19 protein-coding genes are annotated in these 23,299 nt (G+C 34.7%); 15 read left to right on the top strand and 4 right to left on the bottom strand.

Annotated features, from left to right (window positions below):
• Positions 1-24: 24 nt before the first annotated feature.
• Positions 25-1,470, bottom strand: a complete 1,446-nt coding sequence (gene miaB, locus BM383_RS09440) for a tRNA (N6-isopentenyl adenosine(37)-C2)-methylthiotransferase MiaB (protein WP_093024881.1) — start codon at positions 1,468-1,470, stop codon at positions 25-27.
• A gap of 108 nt (positions 1,471-1,578) precedes the next feature.
• Here miaB and BM383_RS09435 point away from each other — a divergent pair, with 108 nt between their 5' ends.
• From BM383_RS09435 to BM383_RS09395, 9 genes are all read left to right on the top strand, one after another.
• The gene (locus BM383_RS09435; RefSeq protein ID WP_177229098.1) at positions 1,579-2,463 is read left to right on the top strand and encodes a lipid A-modifier LpxR family protein; all 885 of its coding nucleotides are present in this window, start codon (positions 1,579-1,581) and stop codon (positions 2,461-2,463) included.
• 63 nt (positions 2,464-2,526) lie between these two features.
• Complete coding sequence (locus BM383_RS09430) at positions 2,527-3,303, top strand: hypothetical protein (protein WP_093024879.1); 777 nt, start codon at positions 2,527-2,529, stop codon at positions 3,301-3,303.
• Between the two features lie 72 nt (positions 3,304-3,375).
• Positions 3,376-5,862 (top strand): type I DNA topoisomerase, encoded by a 2,487-nt coding sequence (gene topA / locus BM383_RS09425; RefSeq protein WP_093024878.1) that lies wholly within the window; start codon positions 3,376-3,378, stop codon positions 5,860-5,862.
• On the top strand, positions 5,863-7,020 hold the full coding sequence (locus tag BM383_RS09420; RefSeq protein ID WP_093024877.1) for a formimidoylglutamase: 1,158 nt from the start codon (positions 5,863-5,865) through the stop codon (positions 7,018-7,020).
• Positions 7,021-7,178: 158 nt separating this feature from the next.
• Complete coding sequence (gene porK / locus BM383_RS09415; protein ID WP_093024876.1) at positions 7,179-8,534, top strand: T9SS ring complex lipoprotein PorK/GldK; 1,356 nt, start codon at positions 7,179-7,181, stop codon at positions 8,532-8,534.
• A 48-nt stretch (positions 8,535-8,582) separates the two neighbouring features.
• Positions 8,583-9,233: a type IX secretion system motor protein PorL/GldL gene (gene porL / locus BM383_RS09410; RefSeq protein WP_093024875.1), complete on the top strand. Its 651-nt coding sequence runs from the start codon at positions 8,583-8,585 to the stop codon at positions 9,231-9,233.
• A 54-nt stretch (positions 9,234-9,287) separates the two neighbouring features.
• Positions 9,288-10,856, top strand: a complete 1,569-nt coding sequence (porM, locus tag BM383_RS09405; RefSeq protein ID WP_093024874.1) for a type IX secretion system motor protein PorM/GldM — start codon at positions 9,288-9,290, stop codon at positions 10,854-10,856.
• A 17-nt stretch (positions 10,857-10,873) separates the two neighbouring features.
• Entirely contained in the window at positions 10,874-11,770 is an 897-nt protein-coding gene (gene porN, locus BM383_RS09400) for a type IX secretion system ring subunit PorN/GldN (protein WP_317040073.1), read from the top strand.
• Positions 11,771-11,807: 37 nt separating this feature from the next.
• Positions 11,808-12,896 (top strand): NAD(P)/FAD-dependent oxidoreductase, encoded by a 1,089-nt coding sequence (locus tag BM383_RS09395; RefSeq protein WP_317040072.1) that lies wholly within the window; start codon positions 11,808-11,810, stop codon positions 12,894-12,896.
• On the opposite strand, the gene BM383_RS09390 is transcribed toward BM383_RS09395, so the two are convergent.
• Entirely contained in the window at positions 12,886-13,281 is a 396-nt protein-coding gene (locus tag BM383_RS09390) for a DUF983 domain-containing protein (protein WP_093024872.1), read from the bottom strand. The genes BM383_RS09395 and BM383_RS09390 overlap by 11 nt on opposite strands.
• Positions 13,282-13,348: 67 nt before the next feature.
• Here BM383_RS09390 and BM383_RS09385 point away from each other — a divergent pair, with 67 nt between their 5' ends.
• Genes BM383_RS09385 through BM383_RS09370 form a run of 4 tightly spaced genes read left to right on the top strand, consistent with a single transcriptional unit; the run spans position 13,349 to position 19,822 of the window.
• A complete protein-coding gene (locus BM383_RS09385) occupies positions 13,349-15,268 on the top strand; it encodes an ABC-F family ATP-binding cassette domain-containing protein (RefSeq protein WP_093024871.1) in 1,920 nt (639 codons plus the stop codon).
• A gap of 42 nt (positions 15,269-15,310) precedes the next feature.
• Positions 15,311-16,858: an SGNH/GDSL hydrolase family protein gene (locus BM383_RS09380; protein WP_093024870.1), complete on the top strand. Its 1,548-nt coding sequence runs from the start codon at positions 15,311-15,313 to the stop codon at positions 16,856-16,858.
• Positions 16,859-16,881: 23 nt separating this feature from the next.
• Complete coding sequence (locus tag BM383_RS09375) at positions 16,882-18,171, top strand: GDSL-type esterase/lipase family protein (RefSeq protein ID WP_177229097.1); 1,290 nt, start codon at positions 16,882-16,884, stop codon at positions 18,169-18,171.
• Positions 18,164-19,822 (top strand): MBOAT family O-acyltransferase, encoded by a 1,659-nt coding sequence (locus tag BM383_RS09370; RefSeq protein ID WP_093024868.1) that lies wholly within the window; start codon positions 18,164-18,166, stop codon positions 19,820-19,822. The genes BM383_RS09375 and BM383_RS09370 overlap by 8 nt, the downstream gene beginning before the upstream one ends.
• Before the next feature lie 5 nt (positions 19,823-19,827).
• Here BM383_RS09370 and BM383_RS09365 read toward each other — a convergent pair whose 3' ends face one another.
• Positions 19,828-20,745, bottom strand: a complete 918-nt coding sequence (locus BM383_RS09365) for a carboxypeptidase-like regulatory domain-containing protein (RefSeq protein ID WP_093024867.1) — start codon at positions 20,743-20,745, stop codon at positions 19,828-19,830.
• A 102-nt stretch (positions 20,746-20,847) separates the two neighbouring features.
• Here BM383_RS09365 and BM383_RS09360 point away from each other — a divergent pair, with 102 nt between their 5' ends.
• Both BM383_RS09360 and BM383_RS09355 read left to right on the top strand, forming a co-directional pair.
• Positions 20,848-21,027, top strand: coding sequence for a CPXCG motif-containing cysteine-rich protein (locus BM383_RS09360; RefSeq protein WP_093024866.1), 180 nt, complete (start codon positions 20,848-20,850; stop codon positions 21,025-21,027).
• Positions 21,028-21,124: 97 nt separating this feature from the next.
• The gene (locus BM383_RS09355; RefSeq protein WP_093024865.1) at positions 21,125-22,660 is read left to right on the top strand and encodes a GH3 family acyl-acid amido synthetase; all 1,536 of its coding nucleotides are present in this window, start codon (positions 21,125-21,127) and stop codon (positions 22,658-22,660) included.
• Here the strand turns inward: BM383_RS09355 and BM383_RS09350 are convergent.
• The gene (locus BM383_RS09350) at positions 22,657-23,232 is read right to left on the bottom strand and encodes a hypothetical protein (protein ID WP_093024864.1); all 576 of its coding nucleotides are present in this window, start codon (positions 23,230-23,232) and stop codon (positions 22,657-22,659) included. The two genes, BM383_RS09355 and BM383_RS09350, sit on opposite strands and share 4 nt — an antisense overlap.
• Between the last annotated feature and the right edge of the window lie 67 nt (positions 23,233-23,299).

Below are 23,299 nucleotides of genomic sequence, written 5' to 3'. Positions count from 1 at the left end.
CCACTGGAGGGGTTAGGGGAGGATTTAGTTGTTTTTAGAATATCCTACAGCTTCACCAATAAGAGTTGCTGCAGTACAATCGTTCACTTTTACGTTTACAAATTCACCTACTTTATAGTTTTCTTTAGGGAATACAATCACTGTATTTTGAGTATTTCTACCCATCCAGTGTTCGTCTGATTTTCTAGATGTACCTTCAATCAAAACTTCTTCTGTCTTACCTAAATGTTCTTGAGTTCTATAAAGAGCGTGTTTTTGTTGTAGGTTGATGATTTCTGTTAACCTTCTTTTCTTTACTGCTTCGGGAACGTCATCTTCCATTTTTCGTTCTGCTAAAGTTCCAGGTCTTTCAGAATAAGCAAACATGAAACCAAAATCATATTTTACATACTCCATTAATGAAAGTGTGTCTTGATGGTCTTCTTCTGTTTCTGTTGGGAAACCGGCAATCATATCTTGTGAAATGGCACATTCTGGAATAATTTTCTTGATGTTATCTATCAATTCAAAATATTCTTCACGTGTGTGCAAACGGTTCATTTCTTTCAAAATACGATTACTTCCACTTTGTACAGGAAGGTGAATGTATTTACAAATATTTTCGTATTTCGCCATGGTTTCAATAACATCCAACGTCATGTCTTGTGGGTTTGAAGTTGAAAAACGAATACGCAATTTTGGATGAGCTTCTGCCACTAGGGCCAACAATGCTGCAAAGTTTACAGCGGTAGCTTTTTGCATATCGGTGGCTTTTACAAAATCCTTTTTCAATCCGCCGCCGTACCATAAATAACTATCTACATTTTGACCAAGTAAAGTAATTTCTTTGAAACCACGGTTTACCAAATCGTTTACTTCTTCTAAAATAGATTGTGGATCACGGCTACGTTCTCTACCTCTTGTAAAAGGAACTACACAGAAAGTACACATATTATCGCAACCTCTGGTGATAGATACAAATGCAGAAACTCCGTTACTGTTTAAACGAACCGGAGCAACATCGCCATACGTTTCTTCTTTTGAAAGAATTACGTTTACGGCGTTTCTTCCTTCATCAATTTCCTGAATTAAATTGGGTAGATCTTTGTAAGCATCTGGACCTACAACCATATCCACAATTTTTTCTTCTTCAAGAAACTTGCTTTTTAAACGCTCGGCCATACAACCTAAAACACCCACTTTCATATTGGGGTTGATGCGTTTTACGGCGTTGAATTTTTCCAAACGTTTACGAACAGTTTGTTCTGCTTTATCTCTAATGGAACAAGTGTTTACCAGAACCAGATCAGCTTCTTCTAATTGTTGCGTGGTATTAAAACCTTCTTTGGCTAAAATAGAGGCAACAATTTCGCTATCAGAAAAATTCATCTGACATCCGTAGCTTTCAATATATAGTTTACGCTTGTTTTCGGCGTTTTGTTCTAGTACAATACTTTCTCCCTGTTTGTTTTCTTCAATAATCTTCTCCATACTGCTTTACGAAAATAAAGTGCAAATATAGGTTTAAATTTAGAGTGTGACAAGGTGTCAGTTTGTAGTGTCTTTATTATTTTTGATTATGGATTAAATTTTTTGGTTTTGAAACAGTTATGCTGTTTATTTTATTTGTTTGGTTTTCTGGTTTCGGCTCAGGAAAATCAACTAATTCATCAAGTTGGTTTGCAGATTGATAATGATTTGTTTGTGCCACAGGAGGAAGATAATTATTATACTTCCGGAATTATAATTAACTATACTTCTGAAATCAATTCTTTTCTTTTTTTGGAAAGACGAGAGAATGAAAGGATGCTGCTAGACGCTTCGCTTATGCAGCAATTGTATACACCTATATATCCTAATAGTACTTACCTTGATAATTATGATAGGCCTTTTGCAGGTTGGTTGGCTGCACGATTACAGTTACGTAAGCTAAAGGATGAAAAAACATTTATTTATGGACTGGAAGTTGGGGTAACAGGAAATGCATCTTTTGGAAGGCAATTGCATCAAGGTTTTCATGATTTAATGCATATTGAAGAAAAACCCGAATGGTTAGCGCAAATTCCTTCAGAAATCATGATGAATGTAAATTTTGGATATGCTTATGAGTTAAAAAAATGGTTTGTTCCCAGTATTAAAACCACAGCCGGAACTAAAGATATTTATATTGAACCTGATTTGTTATTCCTTATAAATATGGATTACGATTCATTTCTGTTACCCGATCAAAAAACAAAACTTTCAGGATATTTTAATACGAATTATAGGCTGGTTGGTTATAATGCTTTGATTGATGGAAGTATGTTTTATAAAAAACCAATAGTAGCAAAGAAGGTAGCGCACCATTTATGGTCTGCTTCAGCGGGTGTTCAATTACAAGTTCGCAACTTTGGTTTTCGCATTGCCTACATGTATACTACAAAAGAAACGAAGGAGATGCATTATCACTTATTTGGAAGTGTAAAAATGTTTTATCTTTTTTAAGAATATTCCTAAAATGTTATTAATTTGTGAAACTCAAAAAAACTAACCTTTATTTATAAATATATGGATTTCTTTACCTTATCATCTCGTATAGAAGAAAAACGACCTGTAGATTTTAGTGACGTATTTTCAAGATCTTTTGATCTTTTCAAAAAAGTTTGGCTTCAAGGCTTTATTATGCTTTTATGTCAATTTTTATTTATGATTCCTGTAATATTGATTTCATATGTGCCATTAATAGGAATGGCCGCTGCTCAAAATTCGGGTGGGTTTAATCCAAATGATAATCCCTTTGCTTCGCTTGGTGCTTTGGCTTGGTTTTATCTTACGTTTTTCGCTGGAATTATGCTTGTTTCATTTTTGTTATATGCAATGCAAGCAGGTTTTTATAAGATGTTACGAACTGCAGATGAAACCGGAGAGGCAAATACCTCTGATTTGTTTGCATTCTTTAAAGGAATGTACTTCACAAAAACATTTTTGTTAGGAATTTCTGTAATGGGAATTTCGTTACTTGGATTCGTGTTATGTTTTCTTCCGGGAATATACGTGGCTATTCCATTAAGTTTGGTATCGGTAGTATTTGCGTTCAATCCAAATTTATCAGTTTCAGAAAATATCAAAGTATGTTTCAAAATAGGTAACAATTACTGGTTTACCATATTTGGACTTGTTTTGTTGTCGGGGCTTTTAGCAGAGTTTGCGGGACTTATAGCTTGTGGTATTGGTGTTTTATTTACCATGTCATTCGCCAAGATTCCTCATTATTTTGTTTACAAAGACGCTGTAGGTTTTGATGATGATGCACCGCAATCAAATCCTGTAATAACAAAGTTTTAATAGTTCCCTTATTTGCAATTGCATAGGGCATTTAAAAAAAACTACTACTTTTGCAGATACTAAAAAATAACTATGGCTAAAAATTTAGTGATTGTCGAGTCACCGGCAAAGGCGAAAACAATTGAAAAGTTTCTTGGGAAAGATTATCAGGTAGAGTCCAGTTTTGGGCACATTGCAGATCTTCCTTCAAAGGAGCTTGGGGTAGATGTGGAAGGAAGTTTTACTCCTAAATATGTTGTTGATAAAGACAAGAAGCCACTAGTTAAAAAATTAAAAGATCTTGCTAAGAAAGCCGAAACGGTATGGTTAGCAAGTGATGAAGACCGCGAAGGAGAGGCTATTGCATGGCACTTGGCGGAAGAGTTGAAATTGGATAAAGAAAAAACAAGACGAATTGTTTTTAACTCAATTACCAAAAATGCCATTTTAAAGGCAATAGAAAATCCTCGTACAATAGATTACAATCTTGTAAATGCACAACAAGCAAGAAGGGTTTTAGATAGATTGGTAGGGTATGAGTTATCTCCTGTTCTTTGGAAAAAAGTAAAAGGAGGTTTGTCTGCAGGTAGAGTGCAATCGGTTTCTGTTCGATTAATTGTGGAGCGCGAAAGAGAAATTCAGGAGTTCACTCCGGAAGCATCTTTTAGAATAAGTGCGGTTTTCAAAACGGAAGAGGGTAAGATGGTCAAGGCAAAATTGCCAAAAACTTTCCAAACCTTAGAAGAAGCAAAAGCGTTTCTTCAAAAAAATATAGGAGCTAAATTTTCAGTAGCTGATTTAGATACCAAACCAGCAAAGAAATCTCCTGCAGCACCGTTTACAACATCTACATTGCAACAGGAAGCTTCCCGTAAGTTATATTTTTCGGTTTCTAAAACCATGAATATGGCGCAAAGATTATACGAAGCAGGATTGATTACCTATATGAGAACGGATAGTGTAAACCTTTCTGGAGAAGCTATCAATGCAGCTCAACAAGAAATAGAAAGTTACTACGGTAAAGAATATAGCCAACCACGTAATTTCAGTGGAAAAGCAAAAGGGGCTCAAGAAGCACACGAAGCTATTCGTCCAACTGATATGTCTCGCCATTCAGTAGAAATAGAGAGAGATCAAGCACGTTTGTATGATTTAATCTGGAAAAGAACATTGGCATCTCAAATGAGTGATGCTCAGTTAGAAAGAACTAATGTTAAGATTGAAGCAGATACGCACGATGAGCGTTTCACCGCTAATGGAGAAGTAGTTAAGTTTGAAGGTTTCTTAAAAGTATATCTTGAAGGAACTGATGACGAGGAAGAAGAGCAAGAAGGAATGTTACCTGCAATGAAAGTAGGTGATGTTTTGAAAAAGCAAGTGATTGAAGCTACTGAAAGATTTACAAGACCACCTTACCGCTATACAGAAGCTTCTTTGGTTAAGAAGTTAGAAGAGTTAGGTATCGGTCGTCCTTCAACATATGCACCAACAATTTCTACCATTCAAAATCGTGGATATGTGGAACGTGGAACTATTGAAGGAGTAGAGAGAAAGTATCATAAGTTGACTTTAAAGGCAGATAAGATTGCTGAAGCTGAACTAACGGAAACCGTAGGTTCAGACAAGGGAAAATTAGTACCAACAGATATAGGTAGTATTGTAAATGATTTCTTAGTGAATCATTTTGAAAATATTTTAGATTATAATTTTACGGCTAAAGTAGAGGAAGGTTTTGATAACATTGCAGGTGGTTCCGAAGATTGGACCACTATGATGAAAGACTTCTACAAAGATTTCCATCCTCATGTAAAAGATGTGGAAGAAAATGCAGGTAGAGAAACCGGTGAACGTATACTTGGAGAAGATCCTGAAACAGGAAAACCGGTAAGTGTACGTTTGGGAAGATTTGGTCCTATGGTTCAGATAGGAACATCAGAAGATGAAGAAAAACCACGTTTTGCCAGCCTTTTACCAGAACAATCTATAGAAACTCTTACCTATGAAGAGGCGATGGATCTTTTCAAACTTCCTAAAACTTTAGGAGAATATGAAGGTGAAGAAGTTCAGGTAAACGTAGGTAGATTTGGTCCGTACGTGCGTTTTGGGAAGCAATATGTTTCTTTAGCGAAAGGAGAAGATGTCATGGGAGTAACCATGGATAGAGCTATTGAAGTGATTGAAGAAAAGAAAAAAGCAGATGCTCCAATAGCTATTTATAAAGATAAAGAAGTAACTAAAGGAAAAGGACGTTTTGGTCCGTTTATCAAATGGGACGGAATTTTTATCAATGTAAATAAGAAGTTTGATTTTGATAATCTTTCTAAAGAAGATATTGAATTCCTTATAGAAGATAAACTGAAAAAAGAGGCGGATAAGTTAATTAATGAATGGCCGGAAGAAGGAATTCGTGTGGAGAAAGCAAGATGGGGACGTTCAGTAATTAAAAAAGGAACCAAAAAAGTGGATCTTACAAAAGATGTTGATGCTGCTGCGCTAAGTTTAGACGAAGTAAAAGCATTGATTGACCAGAAGTATCCGCCAAAAAAGAAGAAAACTACAAAGGCTAAAGCTAAAAAATAAATGAGCTTAGAGTTTTTATCACCTATAGCGGAGACCGTTATTGATCATGTAAATAACTTACATCCACAAACATTAGGTAAAACTATACGACTGCATTCTCAAGCTGCGGGAATGCCAGATTTAGATCAAGTAAAAATAGCCATCATTTCAGTTGAAGAAACCAGAAATGCTGGAGATTCTGTAGATGCAACTTTTCATCCAGATACTGTTCGTAAGGCTTTTTATGAGCTGTTTTCTGGTAATTGGAATCAAAGAATTGCAGATTTAGGTAATTTATCCCAAGGTGCTCAAGTCACGGATACTTATTATGCTTTGAAAGAAGTCGTGGCCACTTTGGTGAAACAGGGAATTGTTCCCATTGTCATTGGAGGAAGTCAGGATCTTACATATGCTATGTATAGAGCTTATGATCATTTAGAACAAATGGTGAATCTGGTTGCGATAGATCATTCATTTGATTTAGCTACTTCAGATATAGGAATTACTGCAGAATCTTATCTTAATAATATTATACTTGATGAGCCTAATAATCTACATAGCTTTACCAATATAGGATATCAATCTTATTATAATTCACAAGAAGGTTTAGACTTAATGCAAAAATTGTTTTTTGATGTTTGCCGACTTGGAGATGTTTTTAGAGATGTAACGATAGTAGAGCCATTGCTTAGAAATGCAGATGTAGTTTCCTTAGATGTACAATCTATACAAGGAAATGATTTAGGAAGTTACGATTTTGTGAAGCCAAACGGATTAAATTCTCGTGAGATTTGTGCTGTAGCACGTTATGCGGGAATAAGTGATAAAGTATCAAGTTTTGGAATTTTCAATGGAGTAGCCTCTGTATTGGGTTCAGAGCTTTTAGCACAAATTGTGTGGTACTTTATAGAAGGGGTTCATAGTCGTTTCTATGAATATCCGTTTACATCTAAAGAACAGTATACAAAGTATAATGTACCAATGCAAGATGAAGATATGGTCTTCTATAAAAGTAACAAATCTGGACGATGGTGGGTTGCGGTATCTTTTTTTCAAAATTTTAACAATAATGTAACAACAGAAGCGTTATTACCTTGTACAAATCAAGATTATTTAGATGCGTGTAATCAAATTATGCCAGAACGCTGGTGGAAGGCGTATCAAAAAAATATGAATTAATTAAAAACAATCAATTTAAGGGGAAAGTTATTTAGTATTCAACAATAAAACGTTTTTAAGATTGTTATTTTTAGAATTTATAACAAAAAATTGTTTTTTAGGAAATATTTAGATAGGTTTACGCCCTTGAAAATGACAACAAATTTAACCTCAAGTTTATGAAAAAACTATTGCTGTTTGCAGTTGCAATTACCTCTTTGGTTAGCTGTGGAAAAAATGACCGTGGGGAGCTCGTAGGGTCGAAGGGTAAACGATGGTACGCTGAGAAACCTTATGGTATGGCTTTGATTCCTGGTGGATCCTTTATTATGGGTAAATCAGACGATGATATTGCACATACAATGAATGCTCCAACCAGAACTGTAACTGTTCCTTCCTTTTATATGGATGAAACAGAAATTACAAATAGCGAATATCGTCAATTTGTAGAGTGGGTTCGTGATTCTGTTGTACGAACAAAACTAGCTGATTTTGCAGAGTTAAATTCTATGACTGAAGAAGAAGGTGGTATTGGTGATTATGCGTATGCAGATCAAGATACTACTGATTTGAATGAATATGAAAAGTACATGATGAACAAAGCCATGATGTCTGATGATTATTCTGGTCGTAGGTTGAATTGGGATGCTGAACTTATTTGGGATCGTGAAGATTACCCAGATGAATACTATACCGAAATTATGGTTGATAGTGTTTACATTCCTATCGAAGAAGCTTATAATGGTCAAACTACTATTAAAAGTGATATCCTTAAATTCAGATACTCTTGGATGGATATCGAGTCTGCAGCAAAAAATAAACTTAAAGATAAATCAAGAGCAGATTTTATTAAAACAGAAGAAGTAGGTATTTATCCTGATACTACTGTTTGGGTAAAAGATTATGAGTACGCTTATAATGAGCCTATGCATAATGAGTATTTCTGGCATTCAGCTTATGATGAATATCCTGTAGTAGGTGTAACTTGGAAACAAGCAAAAGCTTTTTGTGAATGGAGATTCTTATATAAGAATATATTCAATACTAAAAATGGAATTCAGCGTGTAAACAAATTCAGATTACCAACGGAAGCTGAATGGGAATATGCTGCAAGAGGAGGAATTGAGTCAGGTACATATCCTTGGGGTGGTCCTTACACTATGAATAGTACAGGTTGTTTTATGGCAAACTTCAAACCATTAAGAGGAGATTATGCAGCAGACCAATCTTTGTATACAGTAGAAGGAGATTCTTTTGAAGCAAATGATTTTGGTCTTTATAACATGGCAGGGAATGTTGCAGAATGGACAAACTCTACATACGATCCTCAATCATACGAGTACGAATCAACAATGAGTCCAAACGTTATAGATAGCACAAATCGTAAAAAAGTAATCCGTGGTGGTTCTTGGAAAGATGTTGCTTACATGTTACAAGTAAGTACACGTGACTGGGAATATCAGGATTCGGCTAGATCTTACATTGGATTTAGAACAGTACAAGATTACATGGGTACTGATGTCGTTTACAAATAGGAATTTTTTTAACCAACTAAACAATTACTTAAACTAAATTATTTTATTATGGCAAAGTCAAAAGCGGGAAAGAAAGTGATGAACATGGTCTACGGACTTGGAGCTTCGGTTGTAATCGTAGGAGCACTTTTTAAACTTACACACTGGGAATTTGGTCCGTTAAACGGAACTGTGTTATTAGCAATTGGTCTTATCACAGAGGCATTAATCTTTGCTATTGCAGCATTCGAACCAGTAGAAGAAGACTTAGATTGGACAAAAGTATATCCTGAGTTAGCAGGTGGTCCGGCAACTAGCAATAAAAAAGCAGTTAAAGAGGTAGAAGTAAAAGAAGAGTCTTTATCTAAGAAATTAGATAACTTATTGAAAGAAGCTAAGATTGACGCAGAATTAATGTCAAGTCTTGGGTCTAGCATCAAAAACTTTGAAGGTGCAGCAAAAAATATTGCTCCAACAGTTGATGCTGTAGCTACTACTAAAAAATATAGTGAAGAAATGACATTGGCAGCTACTCAATTAGAGTCGTTAAATGGTCTTTATAAAGTTCAGTTAGAAAGCGCTTCTAAGCAGGCTGCTGCTAACGAGGAAATTGCTGCAAATGCAACTGAGCTTAAAACACAAATGGCAAATCTTTCTTCAAACCTTTCTTCTTTAAATGGAGTTTATGGTGGAATGCTTTCAGCTATGAACAGAAACTAATTAGATTTAGTTATTAGAATCAATTTATTAATTAAAAACTAATTAGAGAAAAACATGGCAGGAGGTAAATTATCACCACGTCAGCGAATGATTAACTTGATGTATCTGGTTTTCATTGCAATGTTGGCGTTAAACATGAGTAAAGAGGTTTTATCAGCTTTTGGGTTGATGAACGAAAAATTTGAGAATTCTAATGAATCTCAAGTAGCAAAGAATTCAGCGGCTCTTACTGAAATTAAAACTAAGGCTAGCGAAGATGCAGGTCACTTTGCAGATTCTTACAAGAAATCTCAAGAGGTATCTGCTTTATCGGCTTCATTTTTTGCATATTTAGGCGAATTAAAAGCTGATATCAAAGGTCATTTTGAAGCAGAAGAAGAAACTGGTAAATTACCTTACGAGGAAATGGACAAAAGTACAATCGACGAAGAATGGTTTGGTGGTGCTGGTCTTACTGAGAAAGGTAAAGAGATCATGGCTGAGTTCCAAAAGTATAGAGATGGTATGGAAGCTATAATCGGTGGGGATGACAGATTAAAACCAGTTATGAGTGAAATCGAAGAAAAATTCTCTACAGAACCGGTTAAAGATAAAGATGGTAACAATGTACCTTATTTAGCATATAACTTTCAAGGATTTCCAGCGATTGCTTCTACTGCTAAGTTAAGTGCATTTCAAAATGATGTAAAAACTATTGAAGCAGAAATTTATAGTGCTTACTTAGGTGGAGCATTAAGTGATATGGCTGCTATCAATGAGAATAACTATCAAGCAATTGTACTTCCAAAAAAATCTGCTTTTTTCGCAGGGGAACAATTTGAAGGTAAAGTTGTTTTGGGTAGATATGATGACTCTACCGTTCCAACTGCTGTAGAAGTAAATGGATCAAAATTGAACATGGATGAAGCTGTTGAAAATGGACAGGTTAATCTTAAGTTCAATACTGGGAATATTGGTGAGCATAAGATCAACGGTAAGTTTACCTTTAAACAGGATGGTAAGGATGTTGAAATTCCAATAGAAGGAAATTATGTAGTTGTTCCTAAGCCAAACTCAGCAACTATCTCTGCTGATAAAATGAATGTTGTTTACCGTGGAGTTAAAAACCCAATGACAATTTCATTTGCAGGTGTAGATGCAAATAAAATTAATGCATCAGCACCAGGACTTTCTAAAACAGGAACAAGTTCATACATGATGACGCCAGGCTCTGGTAAAGAAGTTACGATTAAAGTTAATGGAACTTTGTCCGATGGTTCAGCTGTTTCTGATAAGAAAACATTTCGTATTAAAGATTTACCTAAACCAACAGGTAGTTTCTTAAGTATGACAAATGATATGATGAAATTGCCAAAGGCTAACATTCAAGTAGGTGATGTTGGTGCTAAATTTGAAGATTTTGATTTCGATTTACCATTGAAAGTTAGTTCATTTAAAGTTTCTGTTCCTGGTCAAGCTAGTATTACTGTTAACGGAACTAAAATGAATTCACAAGCAAAATCTGCTATTGCAAAGGCAAGAAGAGGCGATATTATTCAAATCTTTGATATTAAAGCGTCTGCTGTTGGTAGTTCAGTGAAAATTAAAAATGTTTCTTCGTTCGCAATCGAAGTGGCAAACTAATTAAAAATAGACCCTAAATGATGAATTGGAAAAAGTATTTATTTATTGCAGCAACTGTTTTTAGTGTAGGACAAGGTTTTGCACAAATAAACATTTTGAATGCCGAGCATCCTGAAGAAATTGGGACACCTTCTGCAGAAGATAGTTTATCTCCTGATAAGCCAATTGAGTATGGTTACGTAAGTGATCGTGATATCCTATGGAAGCGTGACGTTTGGGAATTCATAGATTTAGATGAACGTGTAAACTTTCCTTTATATTATCCAACGGATACATTGAGAATTGGTTCTAATAGAAGATCTTTGTATAATGTATTGCTTAAAGGTTTAAAAAGTGGAGAGTTAGAAGCTTATACAGATTCTTATTTTACGGATAAGATCCAAGATTTTGATTCTATTTCTTATGCGTTAACCAAAACGGATACATTAGATGTTGCTTTCGATTATATGAATGCCAATCCTGGTGAACCATTACCGGAAGGATTTGTGGTAAGAACGGATATTACATCATCAAATATTGAAGGTTTCAAAATTCGTGGAGTTTGGTATTTTGATAAGCGTCAAGGTGAGTTAAAATATCGTTTAGTAGGTATTGCTCCTGTATCTAAAGATGTTAACTTCTTGGATAGTGAAGATGCAGCCTTTATCGATCTTTTTTGGGTATGGTATCCAAGTGCGCGTAATTTATTGCATGAATACAAAGCATTTAATGAACGAAATTCTGCAACGCCAATTTCTTTTGATCACTTGTTGAATTCACGTCGTTTCAATGCTGTGATTTATAAAGTGGAGAATGTATACGGAGATCGTGAGATTGACCAATACATTCAAAACAATGCCTTATTCCAGTTGTTAGAATCTGATCGTATTAAAGATCAAATTCGTGATATGGAACAAGACATGTGGACATATTAAAATTCCAATTCATTTAAACATATAAAAAGCGACTCATTTGAGTCGCTTTTTTATTTTTGTAGCTATGATAGATTATGTTTTAGTAGGAAGTGGGCTTGCTACCATTTCTTTTGCAAAAGAACTCATAGAAAAAGATAAAAGCTTTGTGGTGATTGCTGATGAATCTCAGCAATCTTCCAAAGTTGCTGGTGCCCTGTTTAACCCTGTGATTTTAAAAAGATTTACACCCGTTTGGAAAGCATCCGAACAATTAAGTGCTATGCTCAGTACTTTCAGGTTTTATGAAGAATATTTTCAAGATACGTTTATTGAATCAATTCCTGTGCTTCGGAAATTTGCAAGTATCGAAGAACAAAATCTATGGTTTGAGGCAACCGATAATAAATTGCTTTCAGATTATCTTTCGACTAAGTTAATTTCTAATAGTAATCCATCTTTGAATGTTCCTCATAAGTATGGAGAAGTTTTAAAAACCGGAAAGGTAGATATTAATAAACTTATTACGAGATTTCAGGATTTTCTATCTGGTAAAGATTGTTTCATAAAAGAAACATTTGATCATTCAGAATTAAACAACATGGATGATGGATGGAAATATAAAGACTTAGCATTTAAAAATATTGTTTTTTGTGAAGGTTATGGGATTCATCAAAATCCGTTTTTTAATTATTTGCCATTAAGAGGCACAAAAGGTGAATTATTGGTAATTAAAGCTCCAAATTTGAAATTGACCGAAGTTGTGAAATCAGCTTGTTTTATAATACCTCTTGGGGACGATTTATACAAGATTGGTGCAACCTATCATCATGATACAAAAAACAATGAACCGTCTATTGAGGCAAAAGAAGAACTTTTAGAAAAGTTAAAAGGACTATTACTTTGTGACTTTGAAATAGTAGATCAATTAGCAGGAGTAAGACCTACAGTTGCAGATAGACGCCCACTAATAGGTAAACATCCAAAACATGACAACATGTATATCTTGAACGGTTTGGGTACACGAGGTGTAATGATTGGACCTTACATAGCCAAGCAGCTATATGATTTCATTGAAGACCAAATAGCATTAGATCCGGTTTCAGATATCAAACGTTTTGAAAAAAGATGGCGTAAGCTTAATGCTTAATTTTTTCTTTTTTGGCGTTCGGATTGTACTTAACAAAAAAGTTAATCCAAATATTTCGAGACAAGCGCATGATTACCGGCATGAAAACTATTAAGGTTCCCATGATTGCAAAAAAGGAGGTCTTTAGTGAGCTTGATAAAAATACAAAACTGATGATAAATGCGGCTACTGCAAAGGCAACACCCACACCATAGCTCACATACATTGCACCGTAGAAAAAAGAAGGTTCAATTTTGTACTTTTGTCCACAATGTGAACAATGTTCATGCATTTTTAATGTTTGCGAGAGGTCGTACGGATTTTTTTTAATATACATAGATTCTTCCTGACATCTCGGACAAGATCCGGTTAAAATACTATTCAATTTTGTTCCTTTGCCAAACATCGTTTTCTAATTTTAAACAAATTTAAAAATTCTCCTTGTCTGAGAATGTAACAATAGTAACAAATTTATGCTCAACATACATAATTTATCTATCTCCTTTGGTGGGGAATATCTGTTTGAAGAAATTGCTTTTAGATTAAATGCGGGAGACCGTGTTGGTTTGATAGGTAAAAATGGAGCCGGAAAATCCACCATGCTCAAACTATTATCTAAAGATATAGAGCCAGACACCGGTGTGATTGCTTCAGATAAAGATGTGAAGATTGGTTTTTTACGTCAGGATATAGATTTTGTTCAAGGTAGAACCGTTTTGGAGGAAGCCTATCAGGCATTTGAAGAAATCAAATCGTTGGAGCTAAAAATGGATGAAATCAATCATCAATTGGCGAGTAGAACAGATTATGAGAGTGAAGCCTATCATGATATCATGGTTTCTTTGAATGATGTTACTCATAGATATGATATTCTTGGTGGGTATAGATATCAAGGAGAAACTGAAAAAGTATTGATTGGTCTTGGTTTTAAAAGAGACGATTTTAATAAACTTACTGATAGTTTTTCTGGTGGATGGAGAATGCGTATTGAGCTTGCAAAATTGTTACTTCAAAATAACGATGTTTTATTGCTAGATGAGCCAACAAACCACTTAGATATTGAATCCATCATTTGGTTAGAACAATTTTTAAGTTCGTACTCGGGCGTAGTGGTGATTGTGTCTCACGATAAAATGTTTTTGGACAATGTAACCAACCGTACTATCGAAATTTCTCTAGGAAAAGCATACGATTATAATAAACCGTATTCAGAATATTTAGAGCTGAGATCTGAAATACGAGAACAACAATTGGCAGCTCAAAAAAATCAGGAAAAACAAATTCAGAATACTGAAAAACTGATTGAAAAATTTAGAGCGAAGGCTTCGAAGGCTTCCATGGCGCAATCACTTATCAAAAAACTGGATAAGATAGACCGTATTGAAGTGGATGAAGATGACAATGCGGTAATGAATATTCAGTTTCCTATTTCTTTACAACCGGGAAAAGTTGTGGTTGAAGCAGAACACGTATCCAAAAATTACGGAGATAAACATGTACTGGAAGATATCAATCTGCTCATAGAACGTGGAGTTAAAACAGCTTTTGTTGGGCAAAACGGGCAAGGAAAAACTACCTTGGCAAAAATGATCATTGGCGAAATTCCTTATAAAGGAAACATAAAATTGGGACATAATGTTCAGCTTGGATATTTTGCACAAAACCAAGCAGAATATCTAGATGGCGAAATAACCATTTTAGATACAATGATCAACGCTGCTAATGAAACCAACCGAACCAAAGTACGCGATATATTGGGTTCTTTTTTGTTTAGAGGTGATGATGTTGATAAAAAGGTAAAAGTGCTTTCCGGAGGAGAAAGAAACCGGTTAGCATTGGCTAAAATGCTTTTACAACCTTTTAATGTCTTGGTGATGGATGAACCGACAAACCATTTAGATATCAAGTCAAAAAATGTATTGAAAGAAGCTTTAAAGAATTTTGAGGGAACTTTACTATTGGTTTCTCACGACCGTGATTTTTTACAAGGTTTAACCGATACTGTTTATGAATTTAAAGACCGAAAAATAAAAGAATATCTTGGCGATATCAACTACTATTTGGATGCTCGTAATGCCGAAAACTTTAGAGCTATTGAAAAGAAAGATGAAGTAGCAAAATCTAATCAAAAAGACAATACTTCAAATGCATTGTCTTACGAGGCTCAGAAAAAAATAAAATCACTTCAAAACAGATTGAGTAAAACAGAACGTCAGATTACCGATCTTGAAAATGAAATTGCCACTATAGATGTAGATATGGCAGCAAACTATGATGAAGTCATTGCAAGGCCCAACTTCTTTGATTCGTACCAGAAAAAGAAAGATGATTTAGAGCAATTGATGTTGCAATGGGAAGAAATCCAAGAAGAAATAGAGAAAGCTTCTGTATAAATCTTAAAAAATAGTATTTTCGTTACCGTTCAATCAGCACTAATGAATCCCAAAAAAATCAGTCTTTTTTTAGTTGTTGCGTTAACCGTTCTGTTTGGGTTAACGTTCTTGAGTCAAACTTTAGATTCCGATGGAAAAGAGACCAATGGTTTTGCTTTGGGTGATGCAATTTTGAAGTACCCTACCACGGAAACTTTTTTTATGGAAACCAAGGTTTCTGAAACAAAGATTGAAAATATAGACAGTATTGTAAATAATATTGAACAGCTTGTAGTTACGGTTGATGAGGATGAAGAAGAGGAGGAAATAGATCCAGCTTTGAAAATAGATCATGATCCTGCCGATGCAAGTTCGGATACGTTGACAAAACCTAAAAAGAAGTTTCCCGATTTTTCAAAAATTGATACTTCCAAAATTCAACGGATCAGTTATCCTGAAAATAAAACAGAATTCATAGTGAAACTCAATGAACAACTGGCTACTCCGGGTTGTAGAATTATTCATTATGGAGATTCGCAATTAGAGGGAGATCGTATTTCCGGTTATTTGAGAAATCGCTTGCAAGGAATTTATGGAGGTGGTGGTCCAGGATTTATTCCTATTAAACAAGTGTATGAGCAGTTGAGTGCCGATGTAAAGAGTAGCGAAAACTGGCTACGTTACGCCGCTTTTGATCCTACTCAAAAAAGATTTGAACACAAGAAATACGGTGTATATACAACCCTTTCTAGATTTACAGAACCACTGAATATTCCGTTAGATAGTATAGATATAGATACGTTGCCGGTTATTACAGCGAATTTTACAGTAGCCTATTCAAAAGTTACCTATCGTAATTTTAGAAAGTTTAATCAAGTTACTGTACATTATGGTAATGCGGTGTCGCCCACAGCTGTTCGTGTTTTTTATGAGGAAAAATTGATTCGTTCCGATTCGTTGGTGAATGATGGAATGTATCATTCATTCACGATTAAAACACAAGTACAACCAGAAAACCTAAGGTTTGAATTTGACGCAAAAATAAGTCCAGATTTCTATGGAATTACTTTGGACACACCCGAAGGAATTCAGCTAGATAATGTTGCAATGCGTGGCGCTTCCGGAACAGTTTTTACTAAGTTAGACGGAACAAATTTTTCAGCAATGTTGAAACAATTGAAACCCGAAGTTTTCGTTTTTCAGTATGGTGGAAATACAGTTCCATATTTAAAAGATTCTACCAACGTAGACAATTATTCACGCTACGTTCTGGCAAACCTTAATTGGGTTCGTAAAAAAATACCGGAGGCTACCTTTTTGTTTATTGGTCCTTCAGACATGACAACTTCCCAAGATGGAGTTATGTATACGTATGAATTATTACCATATCTCAATGAGAAATTGAAAGAAACCTGCTTAGCAAATGGTGTAGCTTATTGGGATATGTACAAAGCCATGGGCGGTGAAAATTCCATGCAGCATTGGGTAGATCAAAAATTAGCAGGGAATGATTATACGCATTTTACTTCTAAAGGAACAAAAGTGATTTCAGAATTGTTTTTTACGGCATTATATTTAGATTTAATACCTAAGGAGAGTGATTTGAAATAAGGACTAGAGCAATGAAAATGTTTATGAAGAAGAGTTTAGTATTTTTATTATTGGTGTGTAGTGGATTTCTCCATGCGCAGCATTACGTTTTAGATAGTATTACACAGGCAAATAGTGGGTTGATAAACCAAGAAGCTAATACGTTGATGTATGCTGAAGATTCACCGTATTTTTCTAATTTCTTCAGTAAATTAGATAGCCTTTTTGCAGGAAAGAAGAAGAAGTTGCATATTTTTCATATCGGAGGTTCACACATTCAAGCAGATATATATTCAAATAAGATTAGAACTTATTTGCAAAATATGAATGACATCAGTACAAGTCAGCGAGGTTTTATTTTTCCCTATCATTTAGCGCATACCAATAATCCATTGAACTATCGAGTAGAAGCAGATAAAGAAAAATGGAAAGGATATCGTTGTTCTTTGAATGATAGTGTTACTTGGGGCTTAGCTGGCGTTTCTGCTACGTTCAATGAAAATATTGATACAATTTTTATCAAATCAAATTATAAAAACTACACCAAGGAAGATTACTGTTTCAATAAACTTCGTGTTTTTTATAACAATTGGAGTGATGATTACGAATTGAAAATTTTAGACAGCGGTTTGGTGTTATCAGATTCAGTGAACACTAAAGCAGCTTTTCGTCAATTTAATTTTTCCTCAAGTCTAGATTCCATTGCACTTGAAGTTCGATTAAAAAAAGATGCTCCAAAAACTCATGAGCCATTTTTATTGATGGGATTGGAGTTGATGAACGATGATCCTGGGATAGAATATACAAGTATTGGAGCCAACGGAGCTCGTTTTGATTCGTACACCCGTTGTGCGTATTTTGAAGAACAATTGGCTTTGTATAAACCAGATTTATTTATCATTTCCATAGGAACCAATGATGCTTATACCACACATTTTAAGGCTGAAAAATTTCGTGAGAATTATGAAAATTTCATGAAAATGATTCAGCGTGTAAACCCTGAATGTGCTATACTTTTGACAGTTCCGAATGATTCCTATTATCGTCGTAGATTTCCAAATAAGAATACTAGTATTCAAGAAGAGATTATACAAGAATTGGCTCATAAATACCAAATGGCTGTTTGGGATTTTTACCAAGTTATGGGAGGATTAGGTTCTTCTCAAAAATGGTACAAAAAAGATTTGATGCCTTCTGATAGAGTTCATTTTACCTATTTGGGGTATAGCATCAAAGCCGATTTACTCTTAAGCGCTATGGTGCGTCAATGGGAGCAAAGCACTAACCGACCAGAAGAAAGTTTACTAACCTATTTTAAAACCCTTGATGAATAGGCTAAAAGATATTTTTACGTTTTCCGAAGAGTTTCCATTAATTTTTACACAAGCTAATTTCTGGATTTTCTTTGCCGTTATCTATTTCGTTTTTGCGTTGATCTACAAAAAGATTCCGCTTAGAAATGCATACTTGTTTTTAGTATCCTTGTTTTTTTACTACAAAACGAGCGGCTTGTTTATTGGGATTTTAATTTTCAGTACGCTGGTTGATTTCTTCATAGGAAGAAATATTTACCGAAGCAATAATGCTCTAAAACGTAAAGTGCTGGTAACAACAAGCGTTTGCGTGAATTTGTTAGTATTGTGCTACTTTAAATATGCTTACTTCTTTACAGATTCTTTTAACTATCTGTTTCATACTAATATTGAAGTTTTCAATTGGTTGGCGCATTGGGGAAATGGCTTTGCCAATCAAACCTATTTTACGGTGGATAAGATTATTCTTCCGGTAGGAATTTCATTTTATACCTTTCAAACTATTAGTTATAGTGTAGATATTTATCGTGGAAATTTAAAGCCATTAAAATCTATTATGGACTTTGGTTTTTTTGTGAGTTTCTTTCCACAATTGGTAGCGGGTCCTATTGTAAGAGCCGAGAGTTTTGTGCCGCAAATCAATAAACCAACGTCAATTTCAGTTTCCGATTTTAATAACGGAACTTTCATGATTTTGAAAGGGCTTGTAAAGAAAATGTTGTTTGCAGATTTTATCGCCATGCATTTTTTAGACCGAGTTTTTGATGCGCCCGAAATGTTTTCTGGTTTTGCAAATGTGATGGCAATGATTGGATATTCGTTACAGATTTATGGAGATTTTTCTGGGTATACAGATATTGCTATTGGCTTGGCGTTATTAATGGGATTTGAACTTCCTAAGAATTTCAATTCTCCTTACAAAGCTGTGAGTACAGCAGATTTTTGGCGTCGCTGGCATATTTCCTTGTCTACCTGGTTAAGAGATTATTTATACATCCCATTGGGTGGAAACAGAAAAGGGTCTACAGCTTCCTATATTATCCTAGCCATCATTCTTTTGGGAGTAATGATTGGCTTTGGGAATAACTATATCTATTTGATTATTCCGGGAATTGTCATTCTGGGAGTTATAGGTTCTTATTTTTCTCCAACTATTGAAAAAAATATCAATACCAATATCAATTTAATGCTCACCATGCTTATTGGTGGTTTGTGGCACGGCGCTTCCTGGAAATTTGTGATTTGGGGTGGTTTGAACGGTCTTGGTTTGGTTGTTTACAAATTTTGGCGAAAGGCTAGTCCGTATGAAAATAGTACGCATTGGTTTGTGCATTTTTGGAAAGTTTTAGTCACGTTTATCTTCATCACGTTTACTAGAATTTATTTCCGTAGCGAGAGTATGGGACACATTCGTCGTTGGTATCATCAAGTAGCAAATAATATGGATTGGGCACACGCATGGGATATTTTGGTACATTATCAAATGGTGTTTTGGGTAATGTTGGCCGGTTATATTACCCATTGGTTACCGCAGTCTACCAAAGAAACACTGGAGCAGTGGTATGCCAAAAGTCCAATGCCGCTAAAAATTGGATATGCTACAGTGGTTGGTGTAATGTGTTACCAAGCATTTTCAACCGATTTTCAGCCGTTTATATATTTTCAGTTTTAGTATTTCTAGTAGCTTACCAATTCTATGGAACAGCTTAATGTTTTGTCAATTGAGCTAAAGTTGGGAGTCCTGTTTAATATTGAATTTAAGCTGTGATAAGTAATGTTTCCATTTTTCAATATGGATAAATAGGTTGTGCTTTGAAAATCATGGTTGTCATTGCCAGCAAGACCTGGCCTTACTAAACCTTTCATTTCATTTTTTTCATTAATAAATATTTTTTCTTGAAGATTATAATTGCCTAGCATTTCTAATTCTATAGCAAAACCTGCTTTAGGTAATTTAAAATGCTCATTGGTAAGGTTTAGTTTCAATTCATCTGTTTTAAAACTGTTTAAGTAAAATGGTTCACTTTGATAAAATTTTTCATTGGGTAGGCTATCTTTTAGTTGGTAGAGATTTACTCTAACGATGGTTTTAATATCTTTTAATTCTTTTTTATATTTTCTGCGTTCTCTTACTTTTTTAAAATAAATAGTGATGCTGTGAAGCACTGTTGTTTTTTCCAAAGTTTTTTTGGGTTGTAGAACAGCAGTTAGTTTAGCTCCTGTTTTATCCAAAGGAAAACTGGAAAAGTTCAAACGGTCTAGAACAGGAAATTCTATTAAACTTGTACTAGGTTTTTTAGAGGATATTTCTACGTCTTCTAGAGCTACTATTTCTTGTTTTAAGAAAATAGTATCAGTAAGATTGCTTGTGCTGACTTTTAATGGAGTATATCCCATAGCGGAAATGGATAAGCTGTCTGCGTTTTCACTAGGTAATTCAAAGGCTCCATTTTCGTTGGTATATAATCCATTATCGGAATTAAAAACTATTGAAACGAAAGGAATAGATTTTTTTGTTTGAGCATCAGCAATTATATAATTCTGACTGTAAACTGTCGTAAAGTTGATGAGAATAAGAAATAAAATTCGATTCATAATTTACTATTGATTGATGAAAAATTTGAAGTAAGGGATAAAGTAAAGTTTTTATGTCAAATAGTTTTACTTTTTCTTTAAATTATATCCAAAACAAAAACTATGTTTGAGCACTTTTTTCAATGTCCTTATTGTTGGGAAGAAATTTCCATGCTTTTAGATCCATCGTCTTCACAAACCTATGTAGAAGATTGTGAAGTCTGTTGCAATCCTATTGAAATTAGTACAAATTTTGAAGAAGGCAATCTTGTAGAATTCCGTGCATCTGAATTGGGACAATAATATTTTCACAACTTGTTGAGGCTTAATTAAGATTTTTTTAAATCTGAAATGCTTGATTCTGTGGTATTTTTAAACAAAAACCTAAAAAACAAACCACATGGCATTTTTTGGAAGCGTAATTAAAGGAGTTATAGATCTCAAAGGAAAAATTACATCAGAGCCCGATGCTATCAAAGCACAACACGAAGTTTTAAAACATTTGCTAGAAACCGCAAAAGATACCGCTTTTGGTAAATACTACTGTTTTGAAGCTATTTTGGATAGTGAGAACATTGAAAAAGCATTTGCTGAAAAAGTTCCCTATTTTGACTACAATCGAATTAATGCAGAATGGTGGTGTCGTTACCATGAAGGAGCTACCGATATTACTTGGCCGGGAAAACCATCGTACTATGCATTAAGTTCAGGAACTACCGGGAAAGAAAGTAAGCGTATTCCGGTAACAGATGAAATGGTAGAATCTATCCGAAACGCAGGGATTACTCAGGTAAGTGCCTTGGCGAATTATGATTTACCTTCAGATTTTTTTGAGAAAGAAATCATGATGCTAGGGAGTTCTACCGATCTTCAGGAAAATAATGGTCATTTAGAAGGAGAAATTAGCGGAATCAGTGCTAGTAATATTCCAGATTGGTTCAAAGGATATTACAAGCCAGGAGAAGATATTGCTAAAATTGATGATTGGGATGAGCGCGTTCAAAAAATAGCAGAAAATGCAAAAAACTGGGATATCGGTGCTTTAAGTGGAATTCCGAGTTGGATGGAATTGATGATGAAAAAAGTGATTGAATATCATAATGTGGACAATATCCATGACGTTTGGCCAAATTTACAAGTATACACTAGCGGAGGTGTAGCTTTTGAGCCGTATGAGAAAAGTTTCAATGCCTTATTGGCGCATCCGATTACGGTGATCGATACCTATTTGGCTTCGGAAGGATTTATTGCTTGTCAGCAACGCCCTGAAACCAATGCTATGAAATTGATTACCGATAACGGAATTTATTTTGAGTTTGTTCCTTTCCAACCTGAATATATTCAAGAAGATGGTTCAGTTTCCGATGATGCTCCTGTGATTCCACTTTCCGAAGTCGAAGCCGAAAAAGACTATATTTTATTAATCAGTACCGTTTCTGGAGTTTGGCGTTATTTAATTGGCGATACCATTAAGTTTACCGATGTGGAACGTGCAGAAATCAGAATTACAGGGAGAACAAAGTTTTTCCTGAATGTGGTAGGGTCTCAATTATCTGTCAATAAAATGAATGACGGAATGCAAGAACTAGAACAGAAATACGATATGGAAATTCCGGAGTTTACGGTTTCAGCAACTAAAATAGATGGAGAATTTCACCATCACTGGTATATAGGAACTTCAAAAGAAGGTTTGAATGAAGAAGAATTGGCGAATGCCTTGGATGAGTATTTGCAAAGTGCCAACAAAAACTATGGTGTTGCTAGAAGTAAATCCCTTAAAGGAGTTAAAGTAACATTAGTAAAACCAGAAGTATTTCATAATTGGAGTGAGTCTAACAAGAAAAAAGGCGGACAAGTAAAAATGGAACGCGTTATGAAAGAAGAAAAATTTAAAGATTGGGAAGCATTTGTAGAAAAGGAAACAGCAACCGTTTAGGTTGCTGTTTTTTTATGTTCGTTTACAATGACCATAATTTCTTCGGGTGATAAATACAAGCGTTTGATGCGAGCTTTGTATTTTTCAGATAAAGTAGCATGGTTTAATATAAAATTCTTCGTCGCTAGTATGTAGTCTACCATTCCGTGTTGCAACGCAAATGTATCTGCAGCTTTTTCCGCTTTTTTAATATGACTACCCAGTGTAATGTATTTCAGTCCAAACCAAATTAAATTCCAGGTATTTCGGTTTAAATAGTCCATTACATGTCCTAGTTCATGTCCAAGCCAACCAATTAAAACTTCTTGCGGAACATCGGTAACTGTAATTTCTTCATTTTCAATATGTAGTTTTCTATTCATAAAAATGATGTATTCTCGTTTTTTTCTAGACTTGAATACAGTAGAAAATCTGGGTTGCGCCTGCATGAAAGATTTTTTGATGTTGTCTTTAAATCTAAATTCAACAGAAATATCTTCTAATTCAGGGTAATGAGCCAATGCAATTTTTGCTTCCTTATAAATAATCGCTGGGATTATTTTATTTCCTGTATTTATTGTTGAGTTGACCATAATTATAAAATTATGAATACAACTGAATTTCATGTCTTTACGGAATCTTAAAAAGGGTTAAAAATTA

The sequence above is a fragment of the Pustulibacterium marinum genome (genome assembly GCF_900116665.1).
In the GTDB taxonomy this organism is placed as follows: Bacteria; Bacteroidota; Bacteroidia; order Flavobacteriales; family Flavobacteriaceae; genus Pustulibacterium; species Pustulibacterium marinum.
This window is presented reverse-complemented; position numbering and strand designations above follow the sequence as displayed.